The organism is Pantoea sp. FN0307 (genome assembly GCF_050113815.1).
GTDB lineage: Bacteria > Pseudomonadota > Gammaproteobacteria > Enterobacterales > Enterobacteriaceae > Mixta > Mixta alhagi.
Window position 1 is genome coordinate 142,250 of the sequence record NZ_JBNJSO010000006.1, and the last position, 22,754, is coordinate 165,003.

The 22,754-nt window shown below is 53.9% G+C and carries 17 protein-coding genes; 10 read left to right on the plus strand and 7 right to left on the minus strand.

Annotated features, from left to right (window positions below; genetic code table 11):
- The first annotated feature begins 259 nt into the window (after positions 1-259).
- The 3 genes from sad (at position 260) to ACQE3Z_RS16800 (ending at position 3,029) form a co-directional block, all read left to right on the plus strand.
- Positions 260-1,648: a succinate-semialdehyde dehydrogenase gene (gene sad, locus ACQE3Z_RS16790; protein WP_426974657.1), complete on the plus strand. Its 1,389-nt coding sequence runs from the start codon at positions 260-262 to the stop codon at positions 1,646-1,648.
- Between the two features lie 59 nt (positions 1,649-1,707).
- Complete coding sequence (locus ACQE3Z_RS16795) at positions 1,708-2,043, plus strand: hypothetical protein (RefSeq protein ID WP_426974658.1); 336 nt, start codon at positions 1,708-1,710, stop codon at positions 2,041-2,043.
- 164 nt (positions 2,044-2,207) lie between these two features.
- Positions 2,208-3,029, plus strand: a complete 822-nt coding sequence (locus ACQE3Z_RS16800; protein ID WP_426974659.1) for a Cof-type HAD-IIB family hydrolase — start codon at positions 2,208-2,210, stop codon at positions 3,027-3,029.
- A gap of 47 nt (positions 3,030-3,076) precedes the next feature.
- On the opposite strand, the gene ACQE3Z_RS16805 is transcribed toward ACQE3Z_RS16800, so the two are convergent.
- Together ACQE3Z_RS16805 and zapE are read right to left on the minus strand one after the other, a co-directional pair.
- A complete protein-coding gene (locus tag ACQE3Z_RS16805; RefSeq protein ID WP_426974660.1) occupies positions 3,077-3,934 on the minus strand; it encodes a glucose 1-dehydrogenase in 858 nt (285 codons plus the stop codon).
- A 160-nt stretch (positions 3,935-4,094) separates the two neighbouring features.
- The gene (gene zapE, locus ACQE3Z_RS16810) at positions 4,095-5,126 is read right to left on the minus strand and encodes a cell division protein ZapE (RefSeq protein ID WP_426974661.1); all 1,032 of its coding nucleotides are present in this window, start codon (positions 5,124-5,126) and stop codon (positions 4,095-4,097) included.
- A 695-nt stretch (positions 5,127-5,821) separates the two neighbouring features.
- Between zapE and ACQE3Z_RS16815 the strand changes: the two genes are divergently transcribed.
- The 3 genes from ACQE3Z_RS16815 to ACQE3Z_RS16825 all read left to right on the plus strand — a co-directional run bounded on the left by ACQE3Z_RS16815 (position 5,822) and on the right by ACQE3Z_RS16825 (position 11,132).
- On the plus strand, positions 5,822-9,625 hold the full coding sequence (locus ACQE3Z_RS16815; RefSeq protein WP_426974748.1) for an NAD(P)-binding protein: 3,804 nt from the start codon (positions 5,822-5,824) through the stop codon (positions 9,623-9,625).
- A gap of 155 nt (positions 9,626-9,780) precedes the next feature.
- Positions 9,781-10,341 carry a non-canonical purine NTP pyrophosphatase gene (locus tag ACQE3Z_RS16820; protein ID WP_426974662.1) on the plus strand — a complete coding sequence of 187 codons (561 nt, stop codon included), beginning with the start codon at positions 9,781-9,783 and terminating at the stop codon, positions 10,339-10,341.
- Positions 10,338-11,132 (plus strand): SIR2 family protein, encoded by a 795-nt coding sequence (locus ACQE3Z_RS16825; protein ID WP_426974663.1) that lies wholly within the window; start codon positions 10,338-10,340, stop codon positions 11,130-11,132. Before ACQE3Z_RS16820 ends, ACQE3Z_RS16825 begins: the two co-directional genes overlap by 4 nt.
- A 149-nt stretch (positions 11,133-11,281) precedes the next feature.
- Here the strand turns inward: ACQE3Z_RS16825 and ACQE3Z_RS16830 are convergent, their stop codons facing one another.
- From ACQE3Z_RS16830 to norR, 5 genes are all read right to left on the minus strand, one after another.
- Positions 11,282-12,259 (minus strand): Rpn family recombination-promoting nuclease/putative transposase, encoded by a 978-nt coding sequence (locus tag ACQE3Z_RS16830; RefSeq protein WP_426974664.1) that lies wholly within the window; start codon positions 12,257-12,259, stop codon positions 11,282-11,284.
- Between the two features lie 427 nt (positions 12,260-12,686).
- A complete protein-coding gene (locus ACQE3Z_RS16835; RefSeq protein ID WP_426974665.1) occupies positions 12,687-14,729 on the minus strand; it encodes a glycoside hydrolase family 31 protein in 2,043 nt (680 codons plus the stop codon).
- Positions 14,726-16,105 (minus strand): glycoside-pentoside-hexuronide (GPH):cation symporter, encoded by a 1,380-nt coding sequence (locus ACQE3Z_RS16840; RefSeq protein WP_426974666.1) that lies wholly within the window; start codon positions 16,103-16,105, stop codon positions 14,726-14,728. Before ACQE3Z_RS16840 ends, ACQE3Z_RS16835 begins: the two co-directional genes overlap by 4 nt.
- Positions 16,106-16,548: 443 nt before the next feature.
- Positions 16,549-17,070: a DUF2778 domain-containing protein gene (locus tag ACQE3Z_RS16845; RefSeq protein ID WP_426974667.1), complete on the minus strand. Its 522-nt coding sequence runs from the start codon at positions 17,068-17,070 to the stop codon at positions 16,549-16,551.
- A gap of 180 nt (positions 17,071-17,250) precedes the next feature.
- Positions 17,251-18,768: a nitric oxide reductase transcriptional regulator NorR gene (gene norR / locus ACQE3Z_RS16850; protein WP_426974668.1), complete on the minus strand. Its 1,518-nt coding sequence runs from the start codon at positions 18,766-18,768 to the stop codon at positions 17,251-17,253.
- Positions 18,769-18,925: 157 nt separating this feature from the next.
- On the opposite strand from norR, the gene norV reads away from it, so the two are divergent.
- From norV to ACQE3Z_RS16870, 4 genes are all read left to right on the plus strand, one after another.
- A complete protein-coding gene (gene norV / locus ACQE3Z_RS16855; RefSeq protein ID WP_426974669.1) occupies positions 18,926-20,392 on the plus strand; it encodes an anaerobic nitric oxide reductase flavorubredoxin in 1,467 nt (488 codons plus the stop codon).
- A 4-nt stretch (positions 20,393-20,396) separates the two neighbouring features.
- Entirely contained in the window at positions 20,397-21,530 is a 1,134-nt protein-coding gene (norW, locus tag ACQE3Z_RS16860; protein WP_426974670.1) for an NADH:flavorubredoxin reductase NorW, read from the plus strand.
- Between the two features lie 14 nt (positions 21,531-21,544).
- Entirely contained in the window at positions 21,545-22,408 is an 864-nt protein-coding gene (gene tehB / locus ACQE3Z_RS16865) for an SAM-dependent methyltransferase TehB (RefSeq protein WP_426974671.1), read from the plus strand.
- A gap of 157 nt (positions 22,409-22,565) precedes the next feature.
- Positions 22,566-22,745 (plus strand): SymE family type I addiction module toxin, encoded by a 180-nt coding sequence (locus ACQE3Z_RS16870; RefSeq protein WP_426974672.1) that lies wholly within the window; start codon positions 22,566-22,568, stop codon positions 22,743-22,745.
- The last annotated feature ends 9 nt before the right edge of the window (positions 22,746-22,754 follow it).

Sequence of the window (22,754 nt, forward strand, 5' to 3'; positions counted from 1 at the left end):
GTTGGCCTCGCTGTTTTCATGCCTGCTTTTATCGCGCCAGCTGACTTTTCCCCAGCAGTTGCCTCTGTGCCGGACGCTTATTAGCAGGCAGGAAGCGCTATCCGATCGGGACAATAACAAAAGCTGTTCCAATTCTGGTGCACAATTACAGCAACCATTCTTTTTTTGACAGCAATTCCCTCATCATTATTCACTTTTCATCACGACTCATCACCGTTAAGGTAAGTCCATCAGCAATATAAATATTTAAGGAACCCTTATGTCATTTCCCCCAGAAACGCATGCTATTTCGCGCAATCCTGCCAGCGGCGAAATTCTTTCCGCCCTTGCTTACATCAGCGCGCAGCAGGTTGATGCGGCTATCGCCGAAAACCATCAGGCCTTCCAGCAATGGCGACAGCAGCCGCTGGCGCAGCGTGCGCAAAAATTACGCGATCTGGCTACCGCTATCCGGGCGCGTGGCGAAGAGATGGCGCAGATGATTACCGCCGAGATGGGTAAACCAATACTGCAGGCGCGCGGCGAGGTAGAAAAATCGGCGCAGCTCTGCGACTGGTATGCTGAACATGGCCCCGCCATGCTGGCAGCCGAGCCGACGCAGGTAGAAAATAATCAGGCCGTGATTGAGTATCGTCCGCTTGGCCCGGTGCTGGCAGTAATGCCCTGGAATTTTCCGCTATGGCAGGTGTTGCGCGGCGCCATACCGATTTTACTGGCGGGCAATAGTTATCTGTTGAAACATGCGCCGAACGTAATGGGCTGCGCTCTGCTGATTGAGGAACTGTTTAACGATGCCGGTTTACCTTCTCACCTGCTCCGGGTGATTAACGCCACCAACGACGGCGTAAGTCAGGCGATTAACGATGCGCGTGTTGCGGCGGTAACGGTTACCGGCAGCGTACGTGCCGGAGCGGCTATCGGCGCACAGGCTGGCGCGGCGCTGAAAAAATGCGTGCTGGAACTGGGCGGATCCGATCCCTTTATTGTTCTGAAGGATGCCGACCTGGATGCGGCGGTGCAGGCTGCCGTTGCCGGACGCTATCAGAATACCGGGCAGGTGTGTGCCGCAGCCAAGCGCTTTATTATTGAACGTGACATTGCCGACGCCTTTAGTAAAAAGTTTGTCGCGGCCGCAAAGCAGCTGAAAATGGGCGATCCGCGCATGGAAGACAACACCGTCGGTCCGATGGCGCGCTACGACCTGCGCGATGAACTTCATCAGCAGGTTATGGCAACGCTGGCTGAAGGCGCAACCCTGCTGGCAGGAGGAGAGAAGCTGGCTGGTGAAGGCAACTACTACATGCCGACCGTGCTGGGCAACGTGACGCCCGCGATGACGGCGTTTCGTCAGGAGATGTTTGGTCCGGTAGCGGCAATCACCGTGGCAGATAATGCCGGGCATGCGCTACAGCTGGCGAACGACAGCGATTTCGGCCTGATGGCTACCATCTACAGCGCAGACGACGCGCTGGCGGCTGACATGGCGGAACGTCTGGAGTGCGGCGGCGTGTTTATCAATGGCTACAGCGCCAGCGATGCACGCGTTGCTTTCGGCGGCGTGAAAAAAAGCGGCTTTGGTCGTGAGCTGTCGCACTTCGGCCTGCATGAGTTTTGTAATGTGCAGACCGTGTGGCGTAACCGTCGCTAATATCATGATCTGGCCTGAAAGGCGTTATTTCAGGCCTTTGCTATAAGGGAAACAGACGTTTGTATAAAAAGTGGATAGCTCTGCTATTGCTGGGCGTGGCAGGCGTGATGACATGGCGCTACCTAACCTATGTCGATCCTGACGATCAGGATTATTATTCAGGGATCCTGTGTGGCGTGGTTGGTAAGCAGAACGATAACTACGCTGCGAGTATGCGTAATATCATTGAAGGAAGTAATAATGAGTATGCGTTGCAACGTATCAGGTTTAACCATATCGCAGCCGACCGGGCGATAAATGCCTGGGAAACAGTGCCTGACGCGGAAAAAATCAAACTGGCTCAGGATACAAATGCCTGTCAGCATGCTCTGGTTACCTTAGTGGTTAATCCGTAAACCCCCTCTGCTTCTCCCTGTGAAAAAGCTGGCGCTAATCCGCTTTTTCACATTCTCATTTACAGCGCTCTTCCAGCCACTATCCTTGTTAATCTTAGCGACCCACTCCGCCTTTGCTGGCGCGGGGCGGCGAAAACTCGATCTGTTATCTGAAGGAGAACCCGGTGGCGGTAAAATTGGTTGCGGTTGATATGGATGGAACATTTCTTGATTCCGCCAAGCGTTATAACAAAACGCGTTTTTTGCGTCAGTATGCTCAGCTGAAAGAACGAAACATCCGTTTTGTGGTGGCCAGCGGCAATCAGTATTATCAGCTGCACAGCTATTTCCCTGAAATCGCTGATGAAATCGCATTTGTGGCGGAAAACGGCGCCTGGATCAGCGATCAAAATCAAGAGGTATTTTGCGGAGAGCTTAGTGCGGAGAGTGTCCGGCAGGTGCTGGCAATCTTAGCCGAAGAGCCGGAAATTCATACTGTGGTTTGCGGCAAGCGTAGTGCTTATATCTCTCCCTCGATGCCGGACGAGGTGGTGGCGCTGCTGTCAAATCACTATCGTCGCCTGGAAAAGTGCGCCGATCTCAACAATATCGATGACACCATTTTTAAATTTTCGCTTAATCTGCCGCATGATGGTGTCGCTCCGCTAATTGAGCGGTTAACCAAAGCGCTTAATACGGCAAAGAATATTGTGCATCCGGTTTCCAGCGGTTTCGGCTTTGTTGACCTGATTATTCCTGGCCTGCACAAGGCGCACGGGATCGGCTTGCTTCAGCAGCGTTGGGGCATCGACGATTGCGAGGTAGTGGCGATCGGCGATAGCGGCAATGATATCGAAATGCTGCGTCAGGCGGGCTACAGTTTTGCAATGGCGAACGCCACAGAAGCGGTAACGGCGGCAGCGCGCTACCGTACAGAGAGTCATGATGATGAAGGCGCGCTGAATGTCATTGCACGCCTGCTGGCAAAAGAGTATCCCTTCAACTGATCCCGCTTTGCTGAATCACGGCAGCGTGTGGCTGCCGTACTCTCGTATCAGATAACCGCAACGCCGCCGGTAACCGCAACGGTTGAGCCAGAAATATAGCTGGCCTCATCGCTGGCAAGCATCACATAGGCGGGTGCCAGTTCGGCCGGTTGCCCGACGCGCTGGAGCGGTACTTCACTACCCAGATTTTTCACCTGCTCTACGGGCATGGTGGAGGGGATCAGCGGCGTCCAGATGGGGCCAGGCGCCACTACATTAGAGCGAATCCCCTTTTCAGCCAGCAGCGCAGCCAGGCTACCGGAAAAATTAACGATTGCCGCTTTGGTTGCTGAATAGGCAATCAGTTTCGGTTTCGGCTGGTCGGCATTAACCGAGGCGGTATTAATAATGCATGAGCCGGCAGGCATATGCGGCACCGCCCCTTTGCAGAGATAAAACATGCCGTAAAGATTGGTCTTCATCGTACGGTCAAATTCTTCATCGCTGATCTCATCCAACGAATCCCGGGTCATCTGAAAGGCCGCATTATTGACCAGAATATCGATCTGTCCGAAGTTGCTGACCGCCTGCTGAATAATATGGCGACAGTGTTCCGCTTCGGTAATATCGCCCGGCACCAGCACAGCTTTTTGCCCTGCTTCTTCAATCAGGCGAGCGGTATCTTTGGCATCTTCATGCTCATTCAGATAGGAAATCAGTACATCGGCCCCTTCACGTGCATAGGCGATAGCCACGGCGCGGCCAATCCCGGAATCGCCACCGGTAATAATCGCTTTTTTACCCGCAAGGCGGCCCGAACCTTTATAGCTGGTTTCACCGTGATCGGGCGCTGGCTGCATATCAAAAATAGTGCCGGGTACATCTTGCTGCTGCTCTGGCTGCGGCGGCTGTGGTCGACTGGTCATAACAGAAACGTCTCCTTTCAGGTGAACGGCGACAAAGGCCGTCAATACAATGCAGGAACATCTTATTATTCAGTTAATACAGCAGCATAAGCTGCTATGACTGAATAACCGAATACCGTTTCAGTATAGTTGACTCGCTCGTAACGCAAGCGCAGCGGCATTATCTCTGATAAACCGGCAGCACATTCAGGCGGCTGTGGGTGCGCTGAATATCATCCAGCTCCACACCCTGCGTCAGCGTCGTCAGGGGATAATCCGTGGTTAAAAACAGCCGGCACTGGCGATCGTAGAGCACATCAATCACATTAATAAAACGTTGCTGAATAGCAGGCGAAACCTGGGCCAACGGCGGCACATCTTCCACCAGCCACTGCGGGTATTGCTCGCAGAGCTGCAAATAGTCCATCACCGCTGTTGGCGCGGCGCACAGCGCGCTGAAAGAAAAATGCAGAAACGCCCCGGCAGGTGAGAGCGTTTCAAGGATACGATAGCCTACCTTTAACGGCAGCGGTGCTTCTGCCGGTGCAGGCAGTTCCAGCCGTTGCCGCTGCGCCTGCGTGGCGCCAATCAGCAGTCCGCCATATCTGAACGCGCCCTGAGCTTCATGCGTTAGCGTGCGGTAATCTTTTTCTCCGGTTAGTGCGATGACCTCCATTTTCTCTCTGATTAACGCAATCGATGAGAGAAAGCGCTGGTGATAGAGCGGATTAGCCAGCAGATTTTCCGGTGGATGGTTTGAGGTCGCAACCAGCAATACGCCGCGCTGAAACAGCAGCTCCAGCAAAGGCTTGATGAGCATCGCATCACCAATATCATGCAGATGAAATTCATCAAAGCAGAGCAGCTGACAACGGCCAATGCAGGCTTCGATCGCGGCCTCAACGCTACTGCCGCGCGCAATTATCTGATGCAGTTCGCGGAAAAAAAGATGAAAGTGCACGCGTTTTTTCTGCGCCAGCGGTGCCCAGTTAAAAAACGCATCAGCAATAAATGATTTGCCGCGTCCCGGTTCGCCCCAGATGTAGAGCCCGTGATGAAACCGCTGAGCGCGTGACAGCACCGGTGCGATTAACGCATCCAGACGGGTAATAAGCTGTAGCTGTTGCCCGTCCAGAACGATGTTTTTTTCTGCGGCCTGCTGCTGCATGACCTGTTGAAAAACAGATGTATCCTGCCGCCGTGTTTCCATCATTTCACTGTCCCGTTGCGTTATCTCTTCGCTATCATAGCCGGGGCAGAAAGTAATAACAGCAGGGCGAAGGCGCGCTGTAGAGGAAAACGCCGAGCGTTATGCGGTTACAGAATTTAGCATCCATCTTTTTAAAATTGCCCCTCATCTTTCTGCTTTTTTATATATAACCAAAGCGCTTAAGTAGCTCAAACATTCATAACACGCGCATGCCCGGTTATTACTGGAAAAAAAGCGAAACCATTTTTCAACACTCTATTATTTATCATTTTAATTTTCTCTGGCGACGTTTATTAATAAATAAGCTGGCGCTGTTACCGTCACGCTTATTTTGCTAAATGCATTAATAAAAATCACCTCTTTATCTTTACCACTATAAGGATATTCCTAACTTATTAGGGTTAGGCGCGCATTTCTTGCGCAGCGATCAGGCTTGCCTATACTTAAGCTAACCCTTCTCATTGTTAAATTATTTAATTAAATCAATATAAACAAGCGTAACCGTAATTAGTCTTTTATCACTTTATTAATTTGCCAGGGCTCCCCAGCCTCTACTCTTGCTTATACAGCCACCAGGTTCTGCCTTCTGGCATGCTTTTTAATGGCCTACAAATTTGAGCGGCTTTTGCCGTTACTTTTGATTCAGCGGATGCGGCTGCGCGCTTTATTATGCTGGCAAAGCTGCAGGAGAAATAATGATGACACCCTTTGCCTCATTCTGGCAGGCAGGTTATGAAGGCGCGGATCATATTAACCCGCACGGCACCCGGTTAGCGATGAATGACACTAACGCTCACCTGATACGGGTTAAAGAGGATTATGCAGCGCTAAAAGCCTTTAATATTAATTCGGTGCGTGAAAGTGTGGGCTGGCGGCTTATCGAACGCAACGGTGAATATGATTTTTCCTCGCTGGTTTCGCGTATCGAGGCGGCGCAGGAGCAGGACATTCAAATCTGCTGGACACTCTGTCACTATGGCTGGCCAGAAGATCTTACTCTTTTCTCTGACGATTTTATTCCACGCTTTGCCGCCTTTTGCGCGGCCACCGTGCGTTTCCTTGCGCCTTATTCCACACTGCCGATCTACTCGCCGATAAATGAAATCTCTTTCCTGAGCTGGGGGATTGCCGTTGGACTGTTTCCCTGCGCTAACCTGCCGGAATCCGATCCCGCCGACGCCTGTAAACGTCAGTTAGTTAAGGCGACACTGGCCGCCTGCGACGCAATCTGGCAGGCCGACAGCCGGGCGCGCATTCTGCACTGCGATCCCATTATCCATCTGGTGTCAGAAGAGGATACGCCAGAGGCAAAGCTGACGGCACAGTCCCACAGTAACGCGCAGTTTCAGGCATGGGATATGCTGAGCGGCAGACTGGCGCCGGAGCTGGGCGGGGCGGCGCACTATCTCGACCTGATCGGCGCGAATTATTATCACGATAATCAGTGGGCATTCCCTTCCATGAATCGGCTGCACTGGCATCTGGGCGATCGTCGGCGCAAGCCGCTGCATCAAATGCTGACGGAGCTGCATCAGCGTTATCAACGCCCGGTACTGCTCTCGGAAACCAGCCATATAGGCAGCGGACGCGGTGCCTGGATCGCGGAGGTGACCGCGCATATTGCGCAGGCACAGCTCAGCGGCGCTGAGCTGTGCGGCGTCTGCCTCTATCCCATTATCGACCGACCAGCATGGAATGACCCGCTTGCCTGGCCGCGTAGCGGGCTGTGGGATCTCGACCACCATGGCCCCGATCCTTTTCTTCGCATTATCAATCAACCCTACGCCACGGCGCTCTGCCAGGCGCAGCGTACTTTACAGAACTTTCAGTCATTTATCGCTCCGACCGCGGAGAATAAGGAGAATGGTATGCAGCAAAAGACTTTGATCGTTTTTAGCCATTTGCGTTGGGGTTTTGTTTTTCAGCGTCCGCAGCATTTGCTGTCTCGTCTGGCACAGCATTATCGCGTGCTGTTTATTGAAGAGCCGATTTACGAGGCGGGATCGCCAGCGCTGCATTATTCGAATCCTGCTCCCAACGTCACCGTTATTCAGCCGCATACGCCAATCGCCGCGCCGGGTTTTCATGATGATCAAATCGCAACGCTGCAGCTGTTACTGACGTCACTGGTGGATGAACAAGAGCAACCGGTCGTCTGGTTCTATACGCCGATGGCGCTGCCTCTGCTTACGCCCTTTACACCTTCGCTGGTGGTTTATGACTGCATGGATGAGCTTTCCGCCTTTAATATGGCTCCGCGCCAGCTTCAGCAACGTGAATCGGCGCTGATGGCGCGTGCCGATCTGGTGTTTACCGGCGGCTCCAGCCTGTATGAAGCGAAAAAGCACAAGCATCACGCCATTTACTGCTTTCCCAGCAGCGTCGATGCCATTCATTTTGAACAGGCGCTGGATCGCAGCAACGGACATCCACAGCAGCAGATGCTACCGCGCCCGCGCCTTGGCTATTACGGCGTAATTGATGAGCGCCTCGATCTGTCGCTGGTAGCCGCGCTGGCCGATGCGCACCCGGAATGGCAAATTGTGATGGTTGGTCCGGTAGTGAAAATCGATCCGGCTACGCTGCCGCAGCGCGCTAATATCCACTGGTTGGGTCAGCAACCTTACGAGGCGCTGCCGCAGTTTCTTGCCGGCTGGGATGTGTGCCTGATGCCTTTCGCTTTAAACGCCTCAACAAAATTTATCAGCCCGACCAAAGTGCTGGAGTATATGGCGGCCCAACTGCCCATTGTCAGCACCGCGATTACCGATGTCGCACGACATTATGCAGAGCTGGTCGCAATCGCTTACCGTCCCGAAGAGTTTATTCACGCCTGTGAGCGGGCGCTGAGCATCAGCCCCGACGATCGTGAGCAGCTGGCGCAGCGCATGCAGGCGGTGGTGGCAGCCACATCGTGGGATGCGGCAGCGGAACAGATGTTCTCGCTGATGAAAAAAGGGGCTGCCAAAACACCTATGCCCGTGCCGGAAAGCGTCATGCCAGTGATTGCCGATGAAGTACAGCAAATCACCCGCCGCCTGAATCCTGCTACCGAGCAACAGTCAGTGGTTCCCTGTCTGATTATCGGTGCCGGACCAACCGGACTGAGCGCGGGCTACCATTATGGTAAAGGCGCCGTGGTACTGGAAAAAAATGCCACGCCAGGCGGCTGGTGTCGTTCGATTACGGACAAAGGATTCACCTTTGACTATGCCGGACACATCATGTTTTCGCAGGACCCATATGTCCTGAAAATGTATGAAATGCTGCTGGGCGATAACCTGCACTGGCAGATGCGCGAAGCGTGGGTTTATAACGACGGCATTTATACCCGCTACCCCTTCCAGGGTTCACTCTATGGCCTGCCTGCCGAGGTGATTAAAGAGTGTATCCTTGGCGCAATTGAGGCGCGCTACGGCGTCAGCCATGAAGCCGCAGAAGCGTCAAATAGCGCGCTATCGGTAACCAGACGCCATGATTGCTGCGCCGACGGCACGGTGCCAGATGGCGATCTCTTCGCCGGACAGGAAAATACGACGCAGCCAGAGAACTTTGAACAGTTTATTTTCCGTACCTGGGGACGCGGCATCGCTAAACATTTCGCCCTGCCATATAACCGCAAACTCTGGGCGCTGCCGCTAACGGAGATGGAAACCTCCTGGCTGGGCGGACGCGTACCGCTGCCGGATCTGGCGCAAATCATCGAGGGCGCGCTGGCACCGCTGGAGAAACCCATGGGGCCGAACGCGCGCTTTGGCTATCCGCTGGAAGGCGGCTTCCAGGCGCTGATGAACGGTTTTCTGCCGCATCTCGCCTGTGAGCTGGAGACCAACAGCATGCTGGCCGAACTGCATCCTGAACAGCATATCGCCGTGCTGACTGACGGACGGCGCTATCGCTACGATCAGCTGATCAGTACCATGCCGCTGCCACAGTTGATTGCAATGATCGGTGATGAAGCGCCGCAGGAGATCCACGATGCGGTGGCAAAACTGCGTCACGTATCCATTCGCTGCGTCAATATCGGCGTGGGACGCGCCAATCTAACCGAGAAGCACTGGATCTATTATCCGGGCGATACCCTGTTTCATCGCATCTTTGTACAGGGTAATGCCAGTCCGCTCTGTAATCCGCTCGGAGGCTGCGGTTTAACTTTCGAGATCAGCTATTCGCCGGATAAGCCGCTGCCGGCAGAGGGCGATGCGTTAATTGAGCGCTGCATCCAGGAGTGTATCGCGGTGGGTATGATTACCGCCGACGACCCGATTCTTACTGCTAATCAGATTGATATTCCCTATGCCTACGTGGTGTACGATCATGCGCGTAAAGCCAGTATTGCGCTGATTCGCGACTGGCTGCTACAGCAGGATATTTTGCTATCGGGGCGCTACAGCGAGTGGGAATACTACAACTCCGATCACGCTTTCCTTGCAGGTAAGCGCGCGGCGGAATTTGTTAAAGAGCGTGCAGGATCGCTGAAAACACAGGAAACCGGCTACTAAAATTAACTGGCATCGGGTTTTCTGCCCGATGCCCCTTCCCTGCTTTTCCCTGCTGCCTTCCCATCCCTATCTGGTCTACACTGGTTGACACCGGTCGGCGCTTTCCTGCGCACATAATCATAACCATACCGGCAGAGACAGAATTAGGTGAAGCAATGAAAATACGGTTTCTTTCCAGTAATGAACTCAAGCTGGACGAAGTACGTAAAATCCTTGAGCCCATCGGTGTAGAAGTGCTCTCCGTGGCCTGTCGGATTGAGGAAATACAAACGGAAGATGAAGTTGAGCTGGTACACGACAAACTTACCAAAGCCTTTTCCCTGATTGGGCGGCCGCTGTTTGTCGAGCATACCGGTCTTTACCTGGACGGGCTGAACGGCCTGCCCGCCGGGCTGACACGCATTTTTTGGCATCGACTGGATGCCGATCGCTTTACCGCGCTGGTGCAGGCGCTGGACAGCCAGAGCGCCACGGCGAAAACCGTTCTGGGCTACTGCGACGGGCGCAAAATGTATCAGTTTTCCGGCGAGGTACGCGGTAAGATCATCGCTGAGCCTGCGGGTTCGCGTGAATTTCTCTGGGATTGCATCTTTGTGCCGGAAGGCCATACGCAGACTTTTGCCGAAATGGGTGAGCTAAAGCATGAAATTTCGATGCGGCGGCTGGCGCTGGATCGCTTTGCTGCCTTTTTGAAAACCGCAAGGAATCTGCCATGAAACCTGAACTGAAACGTGCCTACGATGCCGGAAAGTTAATTCTTTTCGCCGGGGCAGGCGTTTCACGCAACCTGGGCCTGCCGGAGTGGCATGAGCTGATTGCTCATCTTGCACAGGAGCTGGGCTACGATCCGAAAATTTTCAATACTTACGGCACCCATCTGTCACTGGCGGAGTATTACAAGCAGAAAAAGGGATCGCTGGGTCCGCTGCGCAGCTGGATGGATCGCGAGTGGCACCGTCCTGATATTGATGTGCGTTCCTCAGAAATTCACACCATGATTACCCAGGGACATTTTTCACGCATCTATACCACCAACTACGATCGCTGGCTGGAGATGGCGCATGACGCGCACAAGGTGCCCTATTACAAAGTGGCGAACGCCGCCGATCTGGTTTCACTTACTGAAAACCGCCGTCATATTATTAAGCTGCACGGCGATTTTGATGACGATACCTCTATTGTGCTGGATGAAAGCAGCTATTTTGAACGTCTCTATTTTGATTCGCCGCTGGATATTAAGTTGACGCACGATGTCATGGGTAATTCAGTGCTTTTTGTCGGCTACAGCATCAGCGATTTTAATATCCGCCTGCTGTTCTATCGTCTGACAAAAATGTGGGGCCGCACCGGACTGGCTTCCGCTCGTCCCACTTCTTATCTGTTTACTAACCGGAGTAATCCGGTGGCAAAAGAGGTATTAGGCCAGTGGGGTATTGAGATGATTGTTTCGGAAGAGGATGATCCGCGTAAGGCGCTGGGGGATTTTCTGGCTGAGTTGATTGCCTGAGGCTTACCCTGCGGGTGGCTATGCACGGCCACAAAGAGGAGATGGGGTAAATCGCCTCTTTTGCTGGAAGAGCAGCGCACGCTCCCTTTATGTGGCCGACATTTTACTCTAATGCTGACGACCAGGCAGGGAGTGTAAAGGATGAAACATCAGTGACGAAGCTGTGCCAGCTCGTGTTCAGTAAGGCCGGTGGCTTCCAAAACAGACTCGCGAGACATGCCCATTTTCAGCAGGCTGCGTGCAACTTCAAGTTTGCCTTCATTACGCCCTTTTTCAATGCCGCGCTGTTCACCAAGCTGGATACCTTTCTCAATCCCCTTTTCGATACCTTTCTCAATCCCTTTTTCGATACCTTTCTCAATCCCCTTCTGTTCAAGCTGCTGTGCGATGGTCATAAGTGCGTCTCCGTGTTGCGGCACACGCTGTGCCAGTTCTCGAACAAAGGTTTCGGCATCGGCTGACTCACCCGCCTGTAACAGATAGTGTATCAGTGCCATTACCTGGGGTGAAGAGAGATAATCAGCCATCAGCAGCGTAGCCAGACGATCAATAAGAGTAGCGATGTCACGCTGGTGAATATGTTTTTGCAGCAGCGTAAGTGCTGCCATGCTGCGATGGTTCATAATTTCATCGTCAGGTATTACAGTGATATCCACCAGTGGGAAAGCGCTCCTATAAAGTTTTTCTGCCAGTGCCGGATCATCAAACTCATCCAGCCATCGGGTGGAATAGGGATAGGGGCTGCGTTTACCGGTGTAAAACAGCATGGGTATCACCAGCGGCAGCTTTTTATGGCCCGCCTCGATATGACGCTGCATCGCCGCCACGGCATAGCGTATCAGTCTGAACGCCATATGCTTATCCGGAGCCGACTGATGTTCTACCAGGACGTGGATATAGCCATCACCCGCGGAGGTCTTCAGGCTGTAAAGCACATAGCTGAAGTACTGACGAAGATCATCCTCGACAAAAGAGCCGGATTCCAGCTTTAGCGTATTAAGATCGCAAATGACGCGCAGCTCCTTCGGAAGATGGAGTTCCATGAAATCCCGGGCGATCTCCGGCTGCGTCAGAAACAGCCGGAACGTGGCATCGTGCGGCGTTGGCGTGTAACCTTTTTTCTTCATCCGCGCATACTTTGAAAATGATAAACAGAGCCCTTCATAATTAACTTCCCTGAATTAATTTACCGGCAACATTACGATTCTGAGCGATGAATATAACGTAATTATCAGCAAAATAAATTAACGCATCACGTTATGACTTATAATTATCAATCTCTTTAAAAAACAGTCAAATAATTTCAATTATCATAAAATAATTACTTATTAGCGGGCAAGTTTAAAAAAGACAAATTATTTTCTTTGCTATTCCGTCACTATTTATAATTTATCCCCAGCCACTTTTTTCGCTAATAACGCGCTAATAAAAATGGATTGAGCCTGATGGTACGAAGTGTGTTTCGAAGGAGGATGCGCCATATAAGACGCTGGCGCGTTTCTGGCTAAGTTGATTGCCTGAGGTGTTATTCCTCAGGCAAAGGGTTACGATTAATCAGGCGCGCATCGCCGCCACCAACGCCGGGTCAGCCTCGGCACGTACCAGCACCGGAATGACATGCAATGGCGTCTCTACTGTCAGCCACTGACCGCCCTGATACTGCGTCCCGCTGCGCGTAATCCAGCAATCGCCTGCGGGCAACCAAAGGCGGCGCTCACGCTGACCGGCATGCAGTACCGGCGCCACCAGCAGATCCTGTCCCAGCAAATATTGGTCTTCTATCTGCCAGCTCTCCGCCTGCTGCGGATAGTGATAAAACAGCGGACGCATCACCGGATCGCCCTGCTGATGCGCTTCCTGCATCAGCTGACGAATATAGGGCCGCAGACGCTCGCGCAACAGCAGACATTCCTTCATCAGCGCGTAGTTCTCCTCGCCATAGCTCCAGACCTCATTCGGCGACCCGCTGTTGCATTGCGCAATGCCGTTACGCCAGGCCTCTTGCGGCTGAATTTGCGGTTCACGATAGCCGTGCAGACGCATCACCGGACAGAATACCGCCCACTGGAACCAGCGGATCAGCAGTTCATGGAAACCGGGATCGTGAATATTTCCGCCCTGAAAGCCGCCAATATCGGTGGTCCACCAGGGAATACCGGCCATCGCCATATTCAGACCAGCCGAGAATTGATTACGCAACGCATGAAATGAGGAATGGACATCTCCCGACCAGGCAAGCACACCATAACGCTGGCTGCCCGCCCAGGCGCAGCGCACCAGGTTGACGATCTCCGTTTCGCCCTGCTGTTGCAGTCCTTCCCAAAAGCCTTGCGCAAACTTTTGCGGATAGATATTTCCCACCTCAAGCACCGGCCCCAGATGGTAGCGATAGTTATCAAAATCGTAAGCGCGATACTCCGGCTCCGCCTCGTCCAGCCAGAAGGTACGAATACCGAGATCGTAATAGTTGCGCCGCACCTCCTGCCAGACAAACTCTCGCGCCGCCGGATGCGTGGCATCAAAAAAGGTGGTATTGCCGAGGAAATCCAGATTAACCGATACGCCACGATCGCTGTTGACTAACAATCCCCGCGATTTCATACGCGCATAGTTGGCGCTTCGGCTATCCACCGTCGGCCAGACCGAGACCATGGTTTCGATGCCCATCTCTTTTAGCTCTTTGACCATCGCCGCCGGATCTGGCCAGTCGAGCGGATCAAAGCACCAGTCGCCCTGATTCGGCCAGTGGAAAAAGTCGATCACAATGACCGATAGCGGTAGCTGACGCCTGCGGTACTCGCGCGCTACCTCCAGCACCTCCTGTTGGGTGCGGTAGCGCAACTTGCACTGCCAGAAACCGGTAGCGAAATCGGGCATCATTGGCGCAGTGCCTACCGCGCGGCCATACTGGCGCACAATCTGCGCTGGTGAATCGCCGGCGGTGATCCAGTAATCCATCTGATCGGTGACCTGCGCCTGCCAGCGGGTAATATTTTTACCGAAGGTCGCCTCGCCAATAGCCGGGTTATGCCACAGCAAGCCATAGCCGAGACTGGAAACCATAAAAGGCACGCTGGCCTGAGAATTACGCTGCGCCAGTTCCAGCGTACATCCTTTGAGATCCAGCCCCTCCTGCTGATACTGCCCCATCCCGTAAATCTTTTCGTCACGCCGCGCCTCGAAACGCACCGTCAGCTGATATTTGCCGCCCGGAATCGGACGGAACTCGCGACCATCCAGCTTCAGCGCGCTGATATATTTATCCTGACTTTTCTCCGTGGCACCAATACCTACCGTGGTGCGCTGACGCCAGAACTCTTCCAGCAACAGTTCGCCGTGCTGATTATAAAAAGCCAGCTGGCCGCGCTGGTTCAGCGTGGCGGTAATATTGCCGTTACGCAGGCTAAGCGTCTCGTTTCCTTGTGTAATTTCTACCGGCAGCGGTGCCGTTGGCAGCAATGCCCAGTCAGTATCCGTAATGTCAGGCTGGCAGCTGGCGCGTACCCGCAGGCTGTTCTCTCCCCACGGCTCGATAATGAGCGTTTGACGATCGAACTGCCAGATTAGACGGTGCGATTCTGCACGTAATTCACTCATGACAACTCCTGTGGCTGCAAAGCGTTGGATCCGTCGGCGGGCTGCGCCGCCACGGTTTTATGTTGGTTAATCTGGCGCATCGTGTCGTCATTAAGCCGATACCAGCGCATAGTCAGGGCGCTACAGAGTGAAAGCACGCCGGGGATCACGGAGAAAAGCGCAATGATAGCCAGCATAGCGGCGGGGTTTTGCTGCGGTGCCTGCGCCACGTAGCCGCTGAGCCCCAGCGTCCAGCCGACAATCGCTCCGCTCACCGCCATGCCCATTTTCAGCACCGCCAGCAGCGTGGAAAAAATGGTGCCGTCCATGCGTTTACCCTGACGATATTCACCGTAGTCCACCACATCGGACATCATGACCCACATCAGCGTGGTGGTGACCTGATAGAAGCTGGAAACGATAAAGGTCATGCCCACCAGCAGCGTCAGCGTTGCTGGCAGAAACAGAATGGAAATGCTTAACAAACCGCAGGCGACGGCGCTAAAAGTAAAGGCTTTAAGCTTGCTGTGATGCCGGGTCATCCACTTTGCCAGCCCGCTGCCGACACATTTGCCAACAATATGCGCGGCCAGCAGCCACATAAACAGGCTGGCATCGCCCAGATAATAGGTAACGTAATACATCATCGCCCCAAGGCGCACCACGCCGAAGGCGATATTAAAAAACACCAGCAGCGCGACAATACGCCACTGATCGTTACGCAACATATCGCGCAGGTCGGCACGAAAGTTTTCATGGGTGCCTTTGACGCTGACGCGTTCACGGGTGTTGTAAAAGCAGAGCAAAAACATTACCGCCGCCAGGCTCGCCATCACCGCCATGGCGTTGAAATAGCCATCCAGCTTATTGCCGCCGCCCAGCCACTCCGCCAGCGGGATCATCAGGAAAGTGGACATCGCTCCGCCCAGCGTGGCGAGGAAAAAGCGCCAGGATTGCAGAGAAACACGCTGGGTATCATCAGAGGTGATGATCGCGCCCATCGAACAGTAGGGAATATTGATGGCGGTATAAAGCAGCATCATCAGGCAGTAGGTTACGCTGGCGTAAATCATCTTGCCGGTCAGCGACAGCGACTCAGGTACGGCGTAAATTAACAGGCAACTGATACCAAACGGCACCGCCAGCCAAAGCAGCCAGGGGCGAAATTTCCCCCAGCGCGTATGGGTGCGATCGGCGATCAGCCCCATCGCCGGATCAACGATGGCATCGGCCATGCGCGCCAGCAGAAACAGCGTGCCGACAAACACTGCCGGTAAGCCGACCACGTCGGTGTAATAGAAGGTGAGAAAAATAATAACGTTTTCCAGGCCGATATGGCTTGCCATATCGCCCAGACCGTAACTGACTTTTTCTTTAACCGATAAGGTTGCTCGCATCTTGGTCCGCCTTGTTGGTTTGCAAAGGGGCACCCTCCCTGGCTCTGAAAAGCAGTTATAGGGAGCCAGGCAAACGACAACAATTGCGGGATCTGATTAAAGTCTTATGTTTTTTATTTTATGTGATACGGGTAACAAGCTGACTGTAGATTGTGGTGACCGTCCACGATAAATTGCGTCACGGGTTACGATGTTCGGGTTTCGCTTTTCTTTGCCGCCACAGCCGCCAGCCACGCACGGCTATAAAATAGAGCGTGCAGGTGATAAGCGTATTGATGAGCATAACTGCCAGTAGATAAAACATCTCCGGATCACGGAAACCCAGGCGATTTGCGATTTGAGTCAGTTGGCCAGACTGTTTGATCGTGAACTGTATCGGGTACGGATGGATAAAGCGTAGCGAAAACAGAAACAGCGCAATAAACAGTATAACTCGCCGGGTTTTACGGACAGCTGTTGCCATAGCTAACTACCTCAATAGTGCCATATGATAAAAGCCCTTCAGCACGCGGAACTTTAATTTTATTGGTGTGAAGCAACAGAGTACGAATCAGCTGAAAATCTGGTTTATGCAATAAAGTGATACATCCCAACGATTGTTTTTGCCCGGCAGCTGGATGAAGACGAAACTGACCGCGTTGCACGCCATTAATCCAGGTAAAATCATCTATCTTTGCATCATCACGGTAAAGGGCGAACCACTCCCAATGATTAGAGGGATCCCCTAAAAAACCGTTGGCGGTATCTTTTATCAGCGCTCTGACTATAGAGCCTGCGCCACCGGATGCGCGATCCACGATCCAGTATTTACCCGGTGGTAAAGGGCCATTATCGGGTATAGCCACGCAGCCTCCTTTATTACGATAAATATCGTTTCCCGACCAGGCCATAAAGGTGCCAACACCATATATTGTCAACGGCGAGTAATCAGCATCGTTAATAACGAACTTTCCATGTAGCGGCACGGATACCTCCCTGCATTGCATATCATCCTCACTATGCACAAATAATACGCACCCACGCCCCGCTGTAAATATTTATTTTGATTGTTTTTCAATAAGTTAATCGTTAAAGTAACCGAATATTGTAATTTCTCCTGTTTACAGCTGGGTAGCAAAAGGGCCGCTCATAGCTGCCTTTTGCCCCTACTTCAACGCTAACCGGCGCGCCAGACGGTGCAGATTACCCGCGTCCATTTCCAGCCGCCGGGCGCAGGCGGCCCAGTTATTATTGCTGGCCTGTAGCGCCCGGGAAATATACTGTCGCTGAAAATCCCGCGTAGCGTCCTGCAGGCTTTGCTGCGGCAGGGTTTCTGCCAGCGTCGCCGTCGCCGCCACTTCCGTTGCGCTATCCAGGGAAAAATGCTGCGGCATCAGCAAAATATCACCGTTGCGGGCATCCGCCTGCGCAACGATAGTGGCGCGATAGATAGCATGTTCCAGCTCACGAATATTGCCAGGCCAGCCGTAGCCGCTCAACATGCTGCGTGCCGCCGCGCTGAGCGCGATATGCTGCAGGCCAAATTTCACCCGGCATTTCTCACAGAAGTAACCGGCCAGTAAAATAATATCTTCGCCACGCTCGCGCAGCGCCGGAACCTGCAACGGAAATACGCTCAGACGATGATACAGATCGGCGCGGAAACTGCCCTCCGCCACCGCCTGCCGCAGGTCACGGTTAGTGGCGGCCAGAATGCGCACGTCCACTTTCAGATGTCGGTCTTCGCCGACGCGCTGCAAATCGCCATACTGTAGTACCCGCAGCAATTTTGCCTGTAGCGTCAGCGTCAGCTCACCAATTTCATCCAGAAACAGCGTGCCGTTATCGGCCATTTCGAACTTGCCGGTACGATCGTGTACCGCACCGGTAAAAGCCCCTTTCACATGACCGAACAGCTCGCTTTCCGCCACCGTTTCCGGCAGTGCCGCACAGTTCAGATAAATCAGCGGGCTGGCAGCACGCGCCGACTGGCGATGCAGCGCCTGCGCCACCAGCTCTTTCCCCACACCGGTCTCACCACTGATCAACACATTAAGATCGGTAGGCGCCACCACCGCAATTTCTTTCTTTAGCTGCTGCACTGGCAGCGACTCGCCAATCATTTCGCTGCTTTCGCCTGTGCTTTGCCGGTGAGCGCCGAGCGTAAAGGCGTTGCCCGGCTGCTCCAGCTGTTCCAGCAGCAGCGCGTTGTTCAGAGCGCTGCCGACCAGGCTTGCCACCACACGCAGCTCTTCATCGCTGTAATCATCAAACTGGCTGGCATTCATGCCGTCCAGCGTCAACGCACCTATCAGATCCTGACCGGAAAACAGCGGCAACCCAACGCAGGCGTGCACATGCAGCTCATGCCGATCGGGGATCAATCCATCATAGGGATCGGGTAAATCGCTGTCCGCCGGAAAACGCACTACATCTCCGGCGCGGGCAATCGCTTCCAGACGCGGATGCGCTTCGATTTTAAAACGACGCCCCATTACATCCGGCGCCAGTCCGGCGGTCGCCAGTGGACGAAAATGCTGCGCCTCATAGCGCAACAGCGCGGTGGCATCGCACCGCAGCAGGTGATGAATACTGGCGATCATCCGGCTAAAACGATCGGAGCGGGAAAGTCCGTTCTGGATCTCTACGGCCAGCGCGGCCAGGCCTTCAACTGAGATAGTCATGCTGTCTTTTCCACAATGCCATTGTTGAAAACACAATAAACCTCAATTGTCACTTTAACAATCACAAAAATTAAAACGCTTAAATATCAATAAAATAAAAGTTGGCACGCCGCATGCAATAAGAAAAGAAACTTTATGAACCTGTTGAGGAACCAAAATGAGCATTCACGTTAAAAATAACATTACCTGGGTAGGCCAACGTGACTGGGAAGTACGTGATTTTCATGGTACCGAATATAAAACGCTGCGAGGCAGCAGCTACAACAGCTATCTGATCAAAGAAGAGAAAAACGTCCTGATTGATACCGTCGATCATAAATTCAGCCGTGAATTCGTGACCAACCTGATGCAGGAAATCGATCTGGATAAAATCGACTACATCATCATCAACCATGCGGAAGAAGACCATGCGGGCGCGCTGACCGAGCTGATGACGCGTATTCCCAATACGCCCATCTACTGCACTGAAAACGCTATCGATTCAATTAATGGTCATCACCATCATCCGGAGTGGAATTTTAATGTGGTGAAAACCGGCGACTCGCTGGATATCGGTAACGGCAAAAAGCTGATCTTTGTGGAAACGCCAATGCTGCACTGGCCGGACAGCATGATGACCTATATGACCGAAGATGCGGTGCTGTTCAGTAACGATGCTTTTGGTCAGCACTATTGCGATGAACATCTGTTCAATGACGAAGTAGACCAGACTGAGCTGTTTGAGCAGTGCCAGCGCTACTACGCCAACATTCTGACGCCGTTCAGCCGCCTGGTAACGCCGAAAATCAATGAAATCCTTGGCTTTAACCTGCCGGTGAGCATGATCGCCACTTCTCACGGCGTGGTATGGCGCGATAACCCGACGCAGATTGTAGAGCTGTACCTGAAATGGGCGGCGGACTACCAGGAAGATCGCATCACCATCTTCTACGACACCATGTCCAACAACACCCGCATGATGGCCGATGCCATTGCTCAGGGCATTAACGAAGTTGACCCGCGCGTGGCAGTGAAAATCTTTAACGTGGCGCGCAGCGACAAAAACGAAGTGCTGACCAATGTGTTCCGCTCAAAAGGCGTGCTGGTGGGTACCTCTACCATGAACAACGTGATGATGCCGAAAATCGCCGGGCTGGTTGAAGAGATGACCGGTCTGCGCTTCCGCAACAAACACGCCAGCGCCTTCGGCTCGCACGGCTGGAGCGGCGGTGCGGTGGATCGCCTCTCTACCCGCTTACAGGACGCAGGCTTTGAGATGTCCCTTAGCCTGAAAACTAAATGGCGTCCGGACGGCAAAGCGCTGGAAGCGTGCCGTGAGCATGGCCGCACTATTGCGCGTCAGTGGGCACTCTCTCCGCTGCCGGCAAACGTTGCCCAGCCGGAGCCTGCCGCTGCACCTGCCGCCGCGCTGAATGTGCCGATTAGCGCCGCGCCGGAAAGCGCCGCCGCAGGCGATGCTGAACAAAAGATGATCTGTAGCGTATGCCTGTGGGTCTATGACCCGGCGACCGGCGAAGATTCTCAGGACGTTGCGCCGGGCACCGCCTGGGCTGACGTACCGGACGACTTCCTCTGCCCGGAATGCGGCATGGGTAAAGACGTTTTTGACCCGTACGAGGGCTAAGACTATGTCATCAGATATTGTCATTATCGGCTCCGGCTTTGCCGCCCGACAGCTGATTAAAAATCTGCGTCAGCAGAATAAAGAGATCGCTATCCGCATGATCGCGGCGGACAGCTGCGATGAATACCATAAGCCAGAGCTGAGCCACGTTTTCTCTCTGGCGCAGCGGGCCGACGATCTGACCCGCGTTACCGCCGCTGAGTATGCGGAGAAGAACAACATCATGCTGCATCCGCATACTCGGGTAACGCGTATTGATGCCGCCGCGCATCGCATTGAGACCACGGCAGGCGACTTCGCCTACGGCAAGCTGGTGCTGGCTACCGGAGCCGAGGCACTGGTGCCGCCGGTCAGCGGCAGTGAGCTGATGTATACCCTGAACAGCCAGCAGGAGTATCGGCAGTGTGAAGAGAGCCTGCAGGGCGCGCAACGCGTGCTGCTGCTTGGCGGCGGACTCATCGGCACTGAACTGGCGATGGACCTTAATCGCGCCGGTAAACAGGTAACGGTAATCGATCGCAGCGGCGGCCTGTTATCCGCGCTGATGCCGCCGGAAATCAGCGGTCGTTTGCAACATCGCCTGCTGCAAGCAGGCGTGGAGATGCGCTTTAACAGCGAACTGGCTTCGCTGGCGCGCTATCACGATACGCTGGTCGCCACGCTGAGCAACGGCCAGCAGATCACCTGCGATGCGGCGGTATGCGCCATTGGCCTGCGTCCAAACATTGCGCTGGCCCAACAGGCGGGCCTGACCACGCGGCGCGGCATCGTGGTAGACGATCGGCTGACCACGTCGCATCCCGATATTTTTGCGCTGGGCGACTGTGCAGAGATCCAGGGCAAACTGATGCCGTACCTGCAACCGGCTCAGCTGGCAGCGATGACGCTGGCGAAAAACCTGACCGGCAACAGCGCCAGCCTGAGCCTGCCGGCGATGCTGGTAAGGGTTAAAACGCCGGATCTGCCGCTGCACCTGGCAGGCAGCGCGGGCGATCCCGATCTGAACTGGGAGATGCAGTTCAGTAAAGCGGGCATTGTGGCAAAAGGAGTGGACGCTGTCGGACAGCTCAAAGCGTTCGTGGTCAGTGAAGATCATATGAAGCAGGCGCTTCCCCTGTTGAAACAGTTAACCCGTTAAACACGGAGCCAAACATGACCGACCTGATTTGTTATCAAACGCTGCCGCGCTGGAACAGTGATACCTTGCCGCCCGCCTGGCAGCAGCCTTACCGCACCGAGGCGGGCAGCTGGGCGCAGCCGAAGCTGTATAAAGGCACGCTGGATCTCGCCTTGCTGACTGAGCTGGGCGAGATAACCGAGACCTTAACCTTAACCGCTGATTCCCGCCCGCCGCGTCTGGGGCCGGAGCAGCTGCATCGCGTGACCGGTTTCAGCCCGGACATGGAGTGCCAGCTGGCACTTTACTGCAAGCCGGAGGATTACTATCACCGCCGCTATCAGCTAACGCCGACGCATTCTGAGGTGGTGGAAGCGGCAAAAATCATTCCGCCGGGGGGCGTGCTGGATTTAGGCTGCGGCAACGGGCGCAATGTGCTTTATCTGCATCAGAAGGGGTTTGAGGTTGAGGGTTGGGATAAAAACAGCGACAGCCTGAATGGCCTGCGACAGATTATTGCCACCGAGGCGCTGGAGGGGATTCGCCTGCAGCAGTGCGATTTAAATCAGGTCACGATTGAGAAGCAGTACGATTTTCTGCTCTCTACCGTGGTGATGATGTTTTTGCAGCCGGAGACGATCCCGGGGCTGATTGCTCAGATGCAGCAGGCCACCACGCCGGGCGGCCACAATCTGATTGTGGCGGCAATGAGTACGCCGGACTATCCCTGTCCGATGCCGTTCCCCTTTACCTTTAGCCGCAGCGAGCTGCTGGGCTATTACGACGGCTGGGATATTCTGAAGTACAACGAGAACCCCGGCGCGCTGCATAAAACCGACGCGCAAGGTAATCGTATTAAGCTGCGCTTCGCAACGCTGCTGGCGCGCAGGCCGGTTTGAGTATCTGTCTGCTCAACGGTACTGCGGGTAGCGCTTACCTGAGCCATGCGGCGGTCAGCCAGATTAAATAACCGACGCGGCTTAGCCAGATAAACGGGTCTATTTACAAGGGCAGCGGTGGCCAGAGACCGTCACAACCACAACCCGCCGGTACACTGTGGGCTATATCAGCCGCAGACATGCGACGCGCAGCGGGGAGTTTTTGTATTACAGCCAGTCGCCCGGTCTGCATCTTAAGGGCCACTGGCTGGCTGAGATGGGCTTTGAGACCGAGCAGAAGGTGGACGTCACCAGCCAGCCGGGGCAACTGGTGATACGGCTGGCTGAGGAATGGTAACTGACTGGT

Coding starts and splice junctions, on each gene's coding strand:
- sad (WP_426974657.1), top strand. CDS start 260: ATGTCATTTCCCCCAGAAACGCATGCTATTTCGCGCAATCCTGCCAGC.
- ACQE3Z_RS16805 (WP_426974660.1), bottom strand. CDS start 3,934: ATGACCAGTCGACCACAGCCGCCGCAGCCAGAGCAGCAGCAAGATGTA.
- zapE (WP_426974661.1), bottom strand. CDS start 5,126: ATGATGGAAACACGGCGGCAGGATACATCTGTTTTTCAACAGGTCATG.
- ACQE3Z_RS16815 (WP_426974748.1), top strand. CDS start 5,822: ATGACACCCTTTGCCTCATTCTGGCAGGCAGGTTATGAAGGCGCGGAT.
- ACQE3Z_RS16820 (WP_426974662.1), top strand. CDS start 9,781: ATGAAAATACGGTTTCTTTCCAGTAATGAACTCAAGCTGGACGAAGTA.
- ACQE3Z_RS16825 (WP_426974663.1), top strand. CDS start 10,338: ATGAAACCTGAACTGAAACGTGCCTACGATGCCGGAAAGTTAATTCTT.
- ACQE3Z_RS16830 (WP_426974664.1), bottom strand. CDS start 12,259: ATGAAGAAAAAAGGTTACACGCCAACGCCGCACGATGCCACGTTCCGG.
- ACQE3Z_RS16835 (WP_426974665.1), bottom strand. CDS start 14,729: ATGAGTGAATTACGTGCAGAATCGCACCGTCTAATCTGGCAGTTCGAT.
- ACQE3Z_RS16840 (WP_426974666.1), bottom strand. CDS start 16,105: ATGCGAGCAACCTTATCGGTTAAAGAAAAAGTCAGTTACGGTCTGGGC.
- norR (WP_426974668.1), bottom strand. CDS start 18,768: ATGACTATCTCAGTTGAAGGCCTGGCCGCGCTGGCCGTAGAGATCCAG.
- norV (WP_426974669.1), top strand. CDS start 18,926: ATGAGCATTCACGTTAAAAATAACATTACCTGGGTAGGCCAACGTGAC.
- norW (WP_426974670.1), top strand. CDS start 20,397: ATGTCATCAGATATTGTCATTATCGGCTCCGGCTTTGCCGCCCGACAG.
- tehB (WP_426974671.1), top strand. CDS start 21,545: ATGACCGACCTGATTTGTTATCAAACGCTGCCGCGCTGGAACAGTGAT.